Genomic DNA, 15067 nt, shown 5'->3' on the forward strand with positions numbered 1-15067 from the left:
CCGCGGCATCCCGCTTCGGTGGGGGGAACGCCGGCGGCGGGGCCCGGACGCGGAGTGCGGTGGTAAGCTCTCCGACAGACGCGGCCCTCGCCGGCCGCGTGTCGTGCCAACACCCCCGAGCTGCATGCTGAAACCGATTGTCAACAAGCCCAAGCGGCTGATCGGCGTCGCCCTGTCCTTCTCCCTCGCCGTCACTGCCGGCGCGGCCATCTCCCTCTACGAAATGCGTGTGGATGCCTTCGAGCGGGCCCAGGAGGCGGCGTCGAACATGACGGAAGTCATCGAGTACGACGTCACGCGCAATCTCGACCTTTATAGCGCGGCGCTGGAGACCGTGGCACAGCGGCTGGCGGATCCCGAGGTGGCGACGCTGTCCGACCACGTGCGCCGCATGGCGCTGTTCGGCGGCATGATCCGCGCCGAGGATCTCGGGTCCATCCTGGTATCGGACCGGCAGGGCCAGGCCATCCTGGACTCCAGGGCGGAGCCGCCGCGCCCGCTCCATTTCGGCGACCGCGACTATTTCCTGGTCCATGCGCGCGGGCAGGCCAAGGGCCTTTACGTCAGCAAGCCGTTCCAGGTGCGCACCGGATTCGGCCCCGCCATCGCGCTCAGCCTGGGTCTGAAGGATGCCGGCGGGCAGTTCGCCGGCGTGGTGGTCGGCGGCCTGCGCCTGAGCTATTTCGACCGGCTGTTCGCGCGCATGTCCCTGGGCACCCATGGCACGGTGGCGCTGCTGTATGCCGACGGCAGCGTGGTCGCGCGCCGTCCGGCGATCCCGCTGGACAGTCCCGCCGCGACGCGCAGCGTGCAGGCGGACATGCTGGCCAGGAACACGCAAGGGATCTACCTCGGACGCTCCGTGCGCGACGGCGTCGAGCGCCTCTACGTCTACCGCCGCATCGGCGCCTACCCGCTGTTCGTCGCCGTCGGGGCGGCCACCGGGGACATCTATGCCAGCTGGAAGGCCAGGGCCTGGGCGATCGGCGTACTCGGCGTCCTGTTCAACCTCGCCACGCTGGCGACGGCCTGCCTGTTCGCCAGGCAGCTCGAAGGACGGCTGGCGGAGCAGCGCCGGCATGCCGAGCTCGCGGCCACGGACGGGCTGACCGGCCTGGCGAACCGGCGCGCCCTCGACGAGCGGCTGGCCCAGGAGACGCGGCGCGCCGCGCGCGGGCAGCACTCGATCGCCGTGCTGATGGTCGATGTCGACCATTTCAAGGCCTACAACGACCACTACGGCCACCTGCGCGGGGACAGCGCCCTGCGCGCGGTCGCCGAGTGCGTGCGCGCCAATGTGCGCCGGCCGGGCGACCTGGCCGCCCGCTACGGCGGCGAGGAGTTCTGCGTGGTGCTGCCCGACACCGACCTCGCCAGCGCAGGCGTGGTGGCGGAGAACATCCGCCGCGCCATCCAGGCGCTGGCCCTTCCGCACGCGCGCAGCCCTGCCGGCATGCTGACCGTCAGCATCGGTGGCGCCGCCGGCACACCGCGCCCCGGCGACGATACCTATATGGAGGCGTTGGCCGCGGAGGCCGACGCCCGGCTCTACCGCGCCAAGGCACTGGGACGCAACCGCTGCATGCCGCAGCCTGCCACCGCCGAGGCCGGCGCCCCGCCATGTGTGCCTGTTGCACCACCCGAGGGATAGCGGGCTGCATAGCGGGATGCATACGGGCTGCATTACGGGCTGCATTACGGGCTGCCATCGCATGGTCACGGTTCCGCGTTAAGCTCGCCCATCGAGGCGTGCATCCGCCGCGCCCGCGCCAACGCCCGGAAGCCATGCCCGCCGGCACTGCGCTTGCCCGCCGCCAGGCGCCCGCGGCGGCGCGTCCCGGATGCACGGATCTGGTGCGCAGCGAAGCATCGTGGTGCCGGTCGGCGGCGCCGGCGGGCGGCGGACAAGGCATGCTCCTTGCTCAAGCCTCTTTACGCCGGCCCGGCACAGACGATGCCGCGTCCTATAAGAAGGAGAGACGCAATGAAGCCATTCGATGAGATGCTGCAATCCGGCGACTTGGTGCGGGCGCCTTACGAGCGCCTGAAGCGATGGCTCGACGTACAGGATCCCGCGAGCCTCGCCAGCAAGGCCCTGGAGGCGGAGAACGTATTCCGCCGCACGGGTATCACCTTCGCTGTCTATGGCGATGAAGAAGCCGCCGAACGGCTGATTCCGTTCGATATCGTGCCCCGCATCCTGTCGGGGCAGGAGTGGACCCGGCTGTCGCAGGGCATCGAGCAGCGCGTGATGGCGCTCAATGCCTTCCTCGACGACATCTACCACCGGCAGGAGATCGTGCGCGCCGGCATCGTGCCGAAGCACCTGATCGCGCAGAACGGTGCCTTCCTGCCGGAGATGATCGACTTCCGGCCGCCTGGCAATGTCTATACGCACATCATCGGCGTCGACATCGTGCGCACCGCCGAGAACCAGTTCTACGTGCTGGAAGACAATGCGCGCACGCCCTCTGGCGTGTCCTATATGCTGGAGAACCGCGAGACCATGATGCAGCTCTTCCCGGAGCTGTTCCAGCAGGTCAAGGTGCGCTCGGTGGAGAACTACCCGCAGATGCTGCGCCAGTCGCTGGCCGCGGTCTGCCCGCCGGGCGGCAATGCCGACAACCCGACGGTGGCGGTGCTGACGCCGGGCATCCATAACTCCGCCTACTACGAGCATGCCTTCCTGGCCGACCAGATGGGCGTGCACCTGGTCGAGGGGCGCGACCTGCAGGTGATCGACGGCCGCGTCGCCATGCGCACCACCGAAGGCTTCCAGCCGATCGACGTGCTCTACCGGCGCCTCGACGATGCCTTCCTCGATCCGCTGACCTTCCGCGCCGACTCCGTGCTCGGCGTGCCCGGCATCATGGACGTGTACCGCGCCGGCAATATCACCATCGCCAACGCGCCGGGCACCGGCATCGCCGACGACAAGGCGATCTACTCCTACATGCCGGACATCGTCGAGTTCTATACCGGACGCGCCGCGCTGCTGGAAAACGTGCCGACCTGGCGCTGCGCCGAGGCCGACAGCCTGCAATACGTGCTGGAGCACCTGGAAGAGCTGGTGGTCAAGGAAGTGCACGGCTCCGGCGGCTACGGCATGCTGGTCGGCCCGGCTGCCTCGCGCGCGGAGCGCGAGGCCTTCGCCGCCAAGCTGCGCGCGCGCCCGTCGAACTACATCGCCCAGCCCACGCTGGCGCTGTCGACCACGCCCATCCTGACCGAGCGGGGGCTGGCACCGCGCCACGTCGACCTGCGCCCCTTCGTGCTGGTCTCGGACCGCATCCGCATCACCCCCGGCGGCCTCACGCGCGTCGCGCTCAAGGAGGGCTCGCTGGTCGTCAACTCCAGCCAGGGAGGAGGAACCAAGGACACCTGGGTCCTGGCCGACTGAGCGCAGGCGTACATCGCACCGCACATCGCACGCAAGGAGTGCGGGCGCCCGCGCGGCGCCCCGCCAACGATAACGATCGGAATGGAAGAGATATGCTTCTTGGACGGACGGCAAGCGGACTCTATTGGATGTACCGCTACATCGAGCGCGCGGAGAACACAGCGCGCATCGTCGACGTGGGCCTGCGCATGGCCCTTACGCGCGCCGACGACGCCCCGGCGGAATGGTCGTCGGTGCTGGTCAGCTCCGGCGCCGACGAAGGATACCGGCAGAAGTACGAGCAGTTCTCGGTGGAGAGCGCGATCGACTTCCTGCTGCGCGACCGCGACAACGGTTCCAGCGTGCTGTCCTGCATCGAGCACGCACGCGCCAACGCGCGCATGGTGCGCACGGCGCTGACGCGGGAGACCTGGGAGAGCATCAATTGCGCCTGGCTGGAGCTCAGGCGCGGGCTGGCCCAGCCGCTGGTGCAGAGCGAGCTGCCGGCGCTGCTGGACCGCATCAAGCGCGAGACCGCGCTGATCGTGGGCAGCTTCTACAGCACCATGCTGCGCAACGAGATCTTCGACTTCGCGCAGATCGGCGCCTTCATCGAGCGCGCCGACAACACCGCGCGCATCCTCGACGTCAAGTACCACCTGCTGCTGCCGTCGGTGTCGCATGTCGGCACCATCCTCGACAATTATCAGTGGGAGGCCATCCTGCGCTCCGTCGCCGCGCACCGTTCCTACCGCTGGGTCTATGACGTGCAGTACAAGCCCATCCACATCGCCGACTATCTCATCCTCAACGGCCGCATGCCGCGTTCGCTGCGCTTCGCCTGCGGCCGCGTGGTCACCAGCCTGCAGCACCTGGCCGACGACTACGGCCTCACGCACGCTTGTCATGAAACGGCTGCCAGGATCCTGCGCACGCTGGCCGACAGCACCGTCGAACGGATCTTCAAGAGCGGCCTGCATGAATTCCTGACGGACTTCATCCACCGCAACAACAGCCTCGGCATCGAGATCGCCAACGCGTACAACTTCGACTGAGATCCCATCATGCGCCTTGCCATCCGCCATATCTCGCGCTTCCAGCTCGACGACCACGCAGCCTACGCGCTGCAACGCCTTCACCTGCGGCCGCAGAGCGGCCCGGGCCAGACGGTGCGAGCGTGGCAGGTCACCATCGACGGCATCGAGCCGATGCTGACCTATGCGGACGGGCTGGGCAACCAGACCGACCTGGTGCGGCACGAAGGCGACAAGCCCGAGGTCGTGATCGTCGCCGCCGGCGTGGTCGAGACCCACGACTGCGCCGGCGTGCTGGGGCAGGGCGATTCCTATGCCCCGCCCTGGCTGTTCGAGCGCGAGACCGAGCTGACCCGTGCCGGCGACGCGGTCGCCGCGCTGGCCGCCGAGGTGCCGGGCGAAACGCCGGGCCTCGAAGTGCTGCACTGGCTGATGACGGCCATCCACGGCCGCGTTGCCTACACGCCGGAGCGTGCCGCCGAGGCGCCGGCCGATGCCGAGGCGGCGCTGGCCAGCGGCGAAGGCTCGAGCCGCGACTACGCGCACGTGTTCATCGCCGCGGCGCGCGCGCTGAAGATCCCGGCCCGTTTCATCTCGGGCTACCTGATGACCGACAGCCCGGCGCGCCGCCTGGCGGAATCCCTGCGGCTGCCCGCCGGTGCGCTGGAAGCAGCCGCCGAGGCCGGCCGGCGGCAGCCGGCGGAGCAGGACGGCGAGGTCGCGGTCGAGGATGAGGACGAGGCGGAAACGGGCGGCACGCCGCCCGCCACGCGGGATGCCGCCGGCGAGGCGCCCGCACGGCAGCGGCCGGCGGCGGCGGTGGCGCAGCCGCCCTCGGCCCACGCCTGGGCGGAAGCCTTTGTCGAAGGACTGGGCTGGGTCGGCTTCGACCCCTTCCTGAACCGTTGTCCCGACGAGCGCTATGTGCGCATCGCGGCCGGGCTCGACTACCGCGATGCCATGCCGGTGATGGGGCCGGGCGCACGGGCGGTCGGTGTCGAGATCAGTGTGATCCCGGCGCCCGAACTGGTCTGAGCCGCCGGCGCTCCGCTGCCCGCTCCGGCGGACGGCGGAGGGACCGGCCCCTTGCCTGGCCGCTTGCCCCCAACGACCCTTCACCTGCGTACCCGCTTACCTGTTTGCCAGTTTGCCAGTTTGAACGTTTGACCGTCCGCCTTTCCGATCTTCCGTAACGCACGGCCACGCTATGCCCATTCACGTCGCGCTCCACCACGTCACCCGCTACCGCTACGACCGCTCCGTCCGCCTCGGGCCCCAGGTCGTGCGCCTGCGGCCCGCCCCGCACTGCCGCACGCCGATCCTGTCGTACTCGCTGCGCGTCGAGCCGGCGCAGCATTTCGTCAACTGGCAACAGGACCCCTTCGCCAACTACATGGCCCGGCTGGTGTTCCCGGAGCCGACACGCAGCCTGGAGATCACCGTCGACCTGGTGGCGGAGATGTCCGTCTACAACCCCTTCGACTTCTTCCTCGAAGAGAGCGCGCAGACCTTCCCGTTCCGCTACGACGAGGCCCAGCGGCAGGAGCTGGCACCGTACCTGGCCTGCGATTCCGCGACGGGGGGGGCGCCGGCGTTCCGCGCCTACCTCGACAGCATCAATCGCGAGCCCGCCCGCACCATCGATTTCCTGGTGGCGCTGAACCAGCGGCTGCAGCACGACATCCGCTACCTGGTGCGGATGGAGCCGGGCGTGCAGACGCCGGAGCAGACGCTGCAGCTCGCCTCCGGCTCCTGCCGGGACAGCGGCTGGCTGCTGGTGCAGTTGTGCCGCCACCTCGGGCTGGCGGCCCGCTTCGTCTCCGGCTACCTGATCCAGCTCACGCCGGACGTGAAGTCGCTCGACGGTCCCAGCGGCACCGAGGTCGACTTCACCGACCTGCATGCCTGGTGCGAGGTCTACCTGCCGGGCGCCGGCTGGATCGGGCTCGACCCCACCTCGGGCCTGCTGGCGGGCGAGGGGCATATTCCGCTTGCCTGCACGCCGCATCCCAGCAGCGCGGCGCCGGTGGACGGGCTGATCGATGAATGCGAGGTGGAGTTCGAGCACGAGATGCGCGTCACCCGCATCTACGAGTCGCCGCGCGTCACCAAGCCCTATACCGAGGAACAATGGCAGCAGGTGCTGGAGCTCGGTGGCCAGGTCGACGAGGCGCTGGTGAGCGGCGACGTGCGCCTGACCCAGGGCGGCGAGCCGACCTTCGTCTCGATCGACGACCGCGAAGGCGCCGAGTGGAACACCGACGCCCTCGGGCCCACCAAGCGCGGCTATGCCACCGCGCTGGTGCAGAAGCTGCGCGCCGAGTACGGCGACGGCGGCTTCCTGCATTTCGGCCAGGGCAAGTGGTATCCGGGTGAACAGCTGCCACGCTGGGCGCTGTCGGTGTTCTGGCGTGCCGACGGCGAGCCGGCCTGGCTCGACCCCGCGCGCTTCGCCGACGAGCGCGAGCCGGGCACCTGCACCAGCGCCGACGGCGAGCGCTTCCTGCGCGCGCTGGCGCAGCGCCTCGGCCTGGCCACCGATTACATCCAGGCCGGCTACGAGGATGTCTGGTACTACCTGTGGCGGGAACGCCGCCTGCCGGTCAATGTCGACCCGTTCGACGCGCGCCTCGACGACGAAATGGAGCGCGCGCGGCTGCGCAAGGTGTTCGGGCAGAAGCTCGACACGGTGGTCGGGCACGTGCTGCCGATCAAGGTCAGCGAGGGGGGCGCGGCGCTGGCCGGCAGCCGCTGGGAGACCGGGCCCTGGTTCTTCCGCGACGAGCGCATGTACCTGATGCCGGGCGACTCGCCGATGGGCTACCGCCTGCCGCTCGACTCGCTGCCGTGGGTCAGCCGGGCCGACTACCCCTATCTGGTCGAGCGCGATCCCTTTGCGCCGGCGGAGCCGCTGCCGAGCGCGGCCGCGCTGCGTGCACGCCATGCCGATGCCGGCGTGGCCGCGCAGGCCGGCTATCCATTCCCCGCCTATGCCTATGCGGCGGCGGCCGGCGGTCCGGCGCCGCTGGCGCTGCAGCCGCCGCGGCTGCGCGCGGCCCCCGGCCGCGACGGCAGCGGCGGGGCGGGCGCCTCGGCGCCGCCGTCGCACGCGGCCGCCGACCGCTTCCCCGACCGCTTCGAGTCGGCCGCCTGGATCACCCGCACAGCCTTGTGCGTGGAGGCGCGCCAAGGCGTGCTCTATGTCTTCATGCCGCCGCTGGCGCTGCTGGACGACTACCTCGACCTGCTCTGCGCGATCGAGCAGACCGCCGCGGCGCAGGGTGTCAAGCTGGTGCTGGAAGGCTACCCGCCGCCGCGCGACGCGCGCCTGAAGATGCTGCAGGTCACCCCCGACCCGGGCGTGATCGAGGTCAACATCCATCCGGCGCACGACTTCGCCGAGCTGGTGCAGCACACCGAGTTCCTCTACGACGCCGCCTGGCTGTCGCGCCTGTCGAGCGAGAAGTTCATGGTCGACGGCCGCCATGTCGGCACCGGCGGCGGCAACCACTTCGTGCTGGGCGGCGCCACGCCGGCCGACAGCCCCTTCCTGCGCCGGCCCGACCTGCTGGCCAGCCTGATCGGCTACTGGCACAACCATCCCTCGCTGTCCTACCTGTTCTCCGGGCTCTTCATCGGCCCGACCAGCCAGGCGCCGCGGGTGGACGAGGCGCGCAACGACCAGGTCTACGAGCTCGACGTGGCCTTCGCCGAAATCCACCGCAACAAGCTGCTGTACGGCCAGGACATGCCACCGTGGCTGGTCGACCGGGTACTGCGCAACATCCTGATCGACGTCACCGGCAACACCCACCGCAGCGAGTTCTGCATCGACAAGCTCTACTCGCCGGATTCCGCCACCGGCCGCCTGGGGCTGCTGGAACTGCGGGCCTTCGAGATGCCCCCGCATGCGCGCATGAGCATCGTGCAGCAGTTGCTGCTGCGCGCGCTGGTGGCGCGTTTCTGGCACGCCCCCTACACCACGCCGCTGACGCGCTGGGGCACGGAGCTGCATGACCGCTTCATGCTGCCCACCTTCCTGCGCATGGATTTCGACGACGTGCTGGAGGAAATGGGCGAGGCCGGCTTCGCTTTCGACCCGGCCTGGTTCGGCCCGCATTTCGAGTTCCGCTTCCCGCGCTATGGCGAGGTGTCGGCACGCGGCATGCAACTGACCCTGCGCGGCGCGCTGGAGCCGTGGCACGTGATGGGCGAGGAGGGGGCGGCCGGCGGCACGGTGCGCTATGTCGATTCCTCGCTGGAGCGGCTGGAGGTCCACGTCACCGGTCTCAACGACAACCGCCACGTGGTCACGGTGAACGGCGCGCCGCTGCCGCTGCAGCCGACCGGCACGGTCGGCGAATACGTGGCCGGGGTGCGCTACAAGGCATGGTCGCCGGCCTCGGCGCTGCATCCGACCATCGGCGTGCATGCCCCGCTGACCTTCGACATCGTCGATACCTGGATGGAGCGCTCGCTGGCCGGCTGCCGCTACTACGTCGCGCATCCGGGCGGGCGCAACTACGACACCTTCCCGGTCAATGCCTATGAAGCGGAGAGCCGCCGGCTGGCGCGCTTCGCCGCGCTCGGGCACACGCCGGGCCGGATGAGCGTGGCGCGCGCCCAGCCGAGCCGGGAGTTCCCCTTCACCCTGGACCTGCGGCGGACCTGATGGCGGCCACCACCGGCACCGCGGCGTGGGCGGGCGCACCCGGCGCGGCGCCGGTGCGGCCGCCCGATGATAGGATGCGCGAGGGGCGGCGCGGGCCGGGCGCAGATCCGCGCGCCTGCCGGCCGCCCCGGGCAGAAGCGATATCGTGATTCCTATTTCCCAAGACTCCCCGGCCATGGGTGACGCCGCACAGACGCCGCCTTCGCCACAGACACCGCCGACGCTGTTCGACAGCGGTGCCGACGCCGCCGAACTGGGCGCCGCGCTGGCGGCGCCCGCGGTGGCGGGCCGCTACGACGAGATGCGCGGCGCCGCCGCCGTGCTGCAATCGGCCGCGCTCGCGCCTGCCTGGCGCGAGTTCTTCAACTGGCTGGGCAGTGTCGGCTTCGCCGACCTCGACCGCCGCGCCGACGCGCTGCAGCGGCGCATGCGCGAGAACGCGCTGGCCTACCAGCTCCATGACACGCAGAAGCAGGGCGCGGCCACGCCGCCGTGGTCGCTCGACCTGCTGCCGCTGATCCTCGGCGCGCAGGACTGGAGCGTGATCGAGCGCGGCGTGCTGCAGCGCATGCGCCTGCTCAACGCCGTCCTGCGTGACGTCTACGGCCCGCAGGAGGTGCTGCGCCGCGGCCTGCTGCCGCCGGCGCTGGTCACCGGCCATCCGGGCTACCTGCGGCCCATGTGCGGCGCCCGCGTCGCCGGCGACACCTGGCTGCACGTGGCGGCCTTCGACCTGGCGCGCGGCCCCGACGGCCAGTGGTGCCTGCTGGCCCAGCACACCCAGGGCCCGTCCGGCCTCGGCTACCTGCTCGAGAACCGCGTGATCGTCTCGCGGCTGTTCCCGCGGGCCTTCCGCGGCCTGCGCGTGCAGCGCCTTGCCGCCAGCTACCGCGCGCTGCTGGAAAGCCTGCAGGAGATGTCCCCGGCGGGGCGCAACGCGCGCATCGTGCTGCTCACGCCCGGCCCCTACGCCGCCACCTATTTCGAGCATGCCTACCTGGCGCGCTACCTGGGCCTGACGCTGGTCGAGGGCGGCGACCTGACCGCGCGCGACAACCACGTCTACCTGAAGACGCTGCGCGGCCTGGAGCCGGTGCACGGCATCCTGCGCCGCGTCGACGACGACTGGCTGGATCCGCTCGAGCTGCGCTCCGATTCCGTGCTGGGCGTGCCCGGCCTGCTGCAGGCGGTGCGCGCCGGCAATGTACTGCTGGCCAACGTGCCCGGTTCCGGCTTCCTGGAGTCGCCCGGCGTGCTGGGCTTCCTGCCCGGACTGGCGCAGGCGCTGCTGGGCGAGACGCTGGCGCTGCCGGCGGTGCATTCCTGGTGGTGCGGCGAGCAGGCCGCCTGCAACGAGGCGCTGCCCCTGCTCGGGCGCAGCATCATCCGGCCGACCTATCCGGCCAGCGTGCAGGCCGGTGGCAGCTTCGACCCGGTCATCGGCGCGCGGTTGACGCCACAGCAGCTTGCCGACTGGCGCGCCCGCATCGCCGCGCAGCCGGCGCACTACACCATCCAGGCCGACCTGCCGCTGTCGCAGGCGCCGACCTGGGCCGGCCGCGCCCAGGGCGGGGACGGCGGCGCGCGCATCGTGCCGCGCCCGCTGCTGCTGCGCGTGTTCGCCCTGGTCGACGGCGCCGGCTCCTGGCGCGTGCTGCCGGGCGGGCTGGCCCGCGTCGGCAGCCGCGAGGCGCTGTTCAACGCGCCGATGCCGCGCGGCGGCAGCACCGTCGATGCCTGGGTCATGACCGACGGCGTGGTCGATCCGACCACGCTGCTGCAGACCCATCTGGGCCCCGAGGACCTGGTCGAGCGGCAGCGCACGATTTCCAGCCGCGCCGCCGAGAACCTGTTCTGGCTGGGCCGCTACACCGAACGCGCGGCCAACCTGACGCGCCTGGGGCTGGCCGCGCTCGAGCGGCTGCGTGGCGAGGACGACGTCGAAAGCCCGGCCCACCTGCACCTGATCGACGCGCTGTGCCGCGACAGCGGCCTGGTGCCGCCCGAGACTCCGCATGCCGCCGAGGCGCCGAACGCCTTCGAGCAGGCCATGTCCGACGCGCTGACGCTGGGCACCGGCAGCGGCAGCGGCGTCGGCATCGCCACCTGCCTGTCCGGCATGCGCAGCGCGGCGGCGGCGATCCGCGAGCGGCTCTCACGCGAACAGTGGCGCTTGATCGACGACGCCGCGCAACTGCTGGAAGCCCACGCCACCGCCGGGGAATCCGCCGAGGAGCGCGACGCCGATGCGCTGCAGATGCTGGAGCGGCTCAACCTGCTGCTGTCTTCCATCACCGGCGCGCAGGTCGACAACATGACGCGCGACGACGGCTGGCGGCTACTGTCGATCGGGCGGCAGATCGACCGCATCGAGTTCCTCAGCCGCGTGCTGCTGTTCGCCTTCGAGGACGGCGCCATCGAAAAGCCGGATGCCTTCGAACTGGTGCTGGAGCTGTTCGACAGCGCGATCACCTTCCGCTCGCGCTTCCAGCGCTGTTTCGACGTCGCACCGCTGCTGTCGCTGGTGCTGCTGGACAAGGACAACCCGCGTTCGCTGGCCTGGGTCGAGCAGACCCTGCGCGGGCGCCTGTCGAAGGTCGACCGCAACGAGCGCGACGCGCTGTCGGAACTGGCCGACGGCATTCCGGAAATCGGTGGCTGGCCGCTGCAGGCGCTGTGCGAGACCGACGCGCAGGGACGCCACGCCTTCCTGCTGGCGCGCCTGCGCGAAAGCAGCGAGGCGGCCTGGGAGCTGTCGAACCGGATCGGGGAGCGCTATTTCAGTCATGTCAGGGAGGCGGGCAGGGCACTATGGGGGTGAACGGCAGCACGGCGGGCAAGACGCCACGGCGGGGCAGACGGCAAGGGGGAGCGCGCACGCAGGGGGTGGCGCCAGCGCAGGAGCCGGCGGCCGCGGCGGCGCCGCGCCTGCTGCGCGTGACTCACGACACCCGCTACCAATACGCCGCCCGCGTCGAATCGGCCCAGCACCAGGCACGCCTGCAGCCGCTGGACACCGCGCGCCAGCACACCGAATCGTTCTCGCTGGAGGTCGAGCCGAAGCCGGAGGGACTGCGCACGGAACGTGACGGCTTCGGCAACCAGCGCATCTCGTTCGCGCTCAACCAGCCGCACGACGTGCTGTTCGTGCGCAGCCGCAGCGTGGTGCGTGTGACCCCGTCGCGGCTGGCGGCCGGCAAGCGCGGCGCGCCGCCGCCGGCCGTGGCGGCGCCGGCGGCCGGGCAGGCGAGCACCTGGGAGCAGGTGCGCGAGTGCTTCCGCTATCGCGCCGGGCAGCCCTACGACCCGGCCAGCGAGTTCGTCTTCGCCTCGCCCCATGTGGCTTGCCACGCGGAACTGGCGCGCTATGCGGCGGCGAGCTTCAGCCCGGGGCGGCCGCTGGTGCAGGCGGCATGGGAACTGATGCGGCGCATCCACGCCGACTTCGCCTACAAACCCGACAGCACCAACGTCAACACGACGGCGCTCGATGCCCTCGCGCTGCGCCAGGGGGTATGCCAGGACTTCGCCCATGTGATGATCGGCGCGATGCGCTCGCTGGGCCTGGCCGCACGCTATGTCAGCGGCTACCTGCTGACCCAGCCGCCGCCCGGCCAGCCGCGCCTGATCGGCGCCGACGCCTCGCATGCCTGGGTCGAGGTCTACGACCCGGCCTGGCCCGAAGACGGCGGATGGCTGCAGCTCGATCCCACCAACGACCGCGCCCCCGGCGACGACTACGTGATGCTGTCGGTGGGCCGCGACTATGCCGACGTCGCTCCGCTGCGGGGGGTGGTGCTGGGCGGCGGCGCGGACCAGCAACTGACGGTGGGGGTCACGGTGGAACCGGTCGATGCGGCAGCGGGCGGGGAAACAACGGCCGGCGCGGCCGGCGCAGCGCCGTCCACGGGCGGCACCCCGGAGCCGGGCGGAGCAATGAGAATGGACGAAAAAGCCGTCTGAATCATTTAATTTCAGAGAAGTTGACTGAAGATGGCGGCGCCGACTCCGGGGCGGCGCCCGCCCGGCCAGGCGTCTGGCACGGCGTGCCTCCGGCTGTCACATTGCCGGCGTAGGGTATCGGCGGCCGGATTGCGCTGCCATTGCGGCAGAACCGGCATCCGCCGTGTTAGGCTGCTGGCGTCCGTAATTCAGACAAGTCCTCGTCAGATGTCAGCCATTTGCCGCGAACGCGCGTTGTCAGGTTCCGGATGCTTTTGCCGTTACCCTGGGTGTCCCTCCCGCCGAGCGCGCAGCGGCAATGATGCGCCAGAACTCAAAGCGAACTCTCTCCGATGAAGAAGATCCTGGTCGCCAGGCTCGATTTCCTGGGCGACATGGTGTGCACCACGCCTCTGCTGCGCGCCCTCAAGCAGAAATGGCCGCAGGCCGAGATCCACGTGCTGGCCAACCGCTACAACCGCCAGGTCCTGGACCGCAATCCGGACGTCAGCCGTGTCCACACCTATGTCTTCAGCCGCCAGCGCAGCCAGAACGAGCGCAGCGGCCGCTTCGCCTCCATCGTCGACCGGCTGGCGCTGATCCATCGCCTCCGGCGCCAGCGCTTCGACCTGGCCATCGTGCCGAACGGCGCCCAGCACACCAGCACCATCAAGTTCATCCGGCTGCTGGGCATCCGCGACTGCCGCTGGCACACCAAGGAAACGGGCTTCGATGACCGCCGCCCCGGCGACCTGGCCAAGGTCCGCCTGCAGCACGAAGCCCTGTCCGGCTTCGCCCTGCTGCCGGAACTGGGACCGGTGGCGGCTGGTGAACTGCGGCCCGTGGTCTATCCGGATCCGGCCCAGGTCGAGGCCATGCGGGCCCGGCTGCCCGCAGGGCAGAAGCCGAAGGCCGGCATGTTCGTCTCCAACAAGGCGCAGGAGCGGCGCTGGCCGCTGCAGCGCTGGCAGGAACTGGCGGACCGCCTGCAGCCGCACTACGACGTGACCTTGTTCCGCGACCGGGCCGACCCGCACAGCGCCGAACCGGCCGCGTCCGCGCACTGCTGGCTGGCGCCGGCCGGCGTCGATGAACTGATCGGTGCCATGCGCCACCTCGACCTGGTCATCTCGGCCGACTCGGCGCCCGTCCACCTCGCTTCGGCACTGCGCATCCCGACCGTGGCCATGTTCGAGGCGCGTCCCGAGAAGTACCAGCGCTGGCATCCGCTGGGGGTGCCGCATGCCATCGTGCATGCGGGGCCGGCCATCGACACGATCGGTGTCGAGCAGATGCACGCGGCGGTGCGCTCGCTGCTGGACGCGGGCGCCGCAGCGGAGAATCCGCTCCCCGCCGGCGCGCCGGCCGCCGCGCTGGCCTGATCCGGATGGCATGCCGGGCGGCCAATCGCCCGGTCAGCGTGGTTTCCTGCCGCCAATTCGGGCCGTAGAACGGCCGTCCCCGGCCGTACAATCGGCGCCGACCCGACTCCCGACCCGACTCCCGACCTGGCCCGCACACGCTGCGCGGCCGGCGGCGCCACGCAGCCCAGCCATATGACAGCCACTTCGATCCCCGTCAGCACCGACCAGGGACTGCCCGCCCGCGGCCTGGCCGTCGGCGTCTTCGACCTGTTCCACGTCGGCCACCTGCGCTACCTGCAGTTCGCGCGGGCGCGCTGCCGTTCGCTGACCGCACTGGTCACGCGCGATGCCACCGTGCTGGCCAAGAAGGGCCGGCCGGCGGCGATGCCGGAACTGGAGCGGATGGAGATCCTGCGCGGGCTTGGCTGGCTGGACGAGGTGTCGCTGCAGCCGGGCAGCCTCGACGAGACCGAAGACGCGGTGCAGTGGCTGACCGCGCTGCGCGTCGACCATGTCTTCATCGGCGAGGACTGGCGCGACTCGGCGCGCTGGCAGCGGCTGGCGCCGCGCCTGGCCGCGCTGGGCATCGGCCTGACCTGGACCCCGCGCACGGAAACCGTCTCCACCACGGTGCTGCGCGAGCGCATCCGCGCAAGCTCGCATTCCTAGGCGGAGC

Annotated in this window: 8 protein-coding genes and 2 pseudogenes; all 10 read left to right on the forward strand. The window is 70.8% G+C overall.

From position 1 onward, the window contains the following. Window positions 1-124: 124 nt before the first annotated feature. The 10 genes and pseudogenes from BKK81_RS10210 to BKK81_RS10250 all read left to right on the forward strand — a co-directional run bounded on the left by BKK81_RS10210 (window position 125) and on the right by BKK81_RS10250 (window position 15060). The gene (locus BKK81_RS10210; protein WP_071012586.1) at window positions 125-1651 is read left to right on the forward strand and encodes a diguanylate cyclase; all 1527 of its coding nucleotides are present in this window, start codon (window positions 125-127) and stop codon (window positions 1649-1651) included. 333 nt (window positions 1652-1984) lie between these two features. Beyond that, a complete protein-coding gene (locus tag BKK81_RS10215) occupies window positions 1985-3400 on the forward strand; it encodes a circularly permuted type 2 ATP-grasp protein (protein ID WP_071012588.1) in 1416 nt (471 codons plus the stop codon). A 92-nt stretch (window positions 3401-3492) separates the two neighbouring features. Beyond that, entirely contained in the window at window positions 3493-4434 is a 942-nt protein-coding gene (locus BKK81_RS10220) for an alpha-E domain-containing protein (protein WP_071012590.1), read from the forward strand. 9 nt (window positions 4435-4443) lie between these two features. Further along, window positions 4444-5247 (forward strand): annotated as a pseudogene (locus tag BKK81_RS10225) (transglutaminase family protein); the annotation flags it as partial. Continuing rightward, window positions 5239-5448, forward strand: a pseudogene (locus BKK81_RS36990) (transglutaminase family protein); the annotation flags it as partial. The pseudogenes BKK81_RS10225 and BKK81_RS36990, both read left to right, overlap by 9 nt. 172 nt (window positions 5449-5620) lie before the next feature. Then, window positions 5621-9085, forward strand: a complete 3465-nt coding sequence (locus BKK81_RS10230; RefSeq protein ID WP_071012594.1) for a transglutaminase family protein — start codon at window positions 5621-5623, stop codon at window positions 9083-9085. Window positions 9086-9260: 175 nt separating this feature from the next. After that, window positions 9261-11906 (forward strand): circularly permuted type 2 ATP-grasp protein, encoded by a 2646-nt coding sequence (locus BKK81_RS10235; protein WP_071012596.1) that lies wholly within the window; start codon window positions 9261-9263, stop codon window positions 11904-11906. Then, window positions 11897-13048 (forward strand): transglutaminase-like domain-containing protein, encoded by a 1152-nt coding sequence (locus BKK81_RS10240; RefSeq protein ID WP_083384041.1) that lies wholly within the window; start codon window positions 11897-11899, stop codon window positions 13046-13048. Before BKK81_RS10235 ends, BKK81_RS10240 begins: the two co-directional genes overlap by 10 nt. 332 nt (window positions 13049-13380) lie before the next feature. Further along, window positions 13381-14409: a glycosyltransferase family 9 protein gene (locus tag BKK81_RS10245; RefSeq protein WP_071012598.1), complete on the forward strand. Its 1029-nt coding sequence runs from the start codon at window positions 13381-13383 to the stop codon at window positions 14407-14409. Window positions 14410-14583: 174 nt separating this feature from the next. Continuing rightward, window positions 14584-15060, forward strand: coding sequence for an adenylyltransferase/cytidyltransferase family protein (locus tag BKK81_RS10250; RefSeq protein WP_071012600.1), 477 nt, complete (start codon window positions 14584-14586; stop codon window positions 15058-15060). Window positions 15061-15067: the final 7 nt, after the last annotated feature.

This window comes from Cupriavidus sp. USMAHM13 (assembly GCF_001854285.1).
Lineage (GTDB): Bacteria > Pseudomonadota > Gammaproteobacteria > Burkholderiales > Burkholderiaceae > Cupriavidus > Cupriavidus malaysiensis.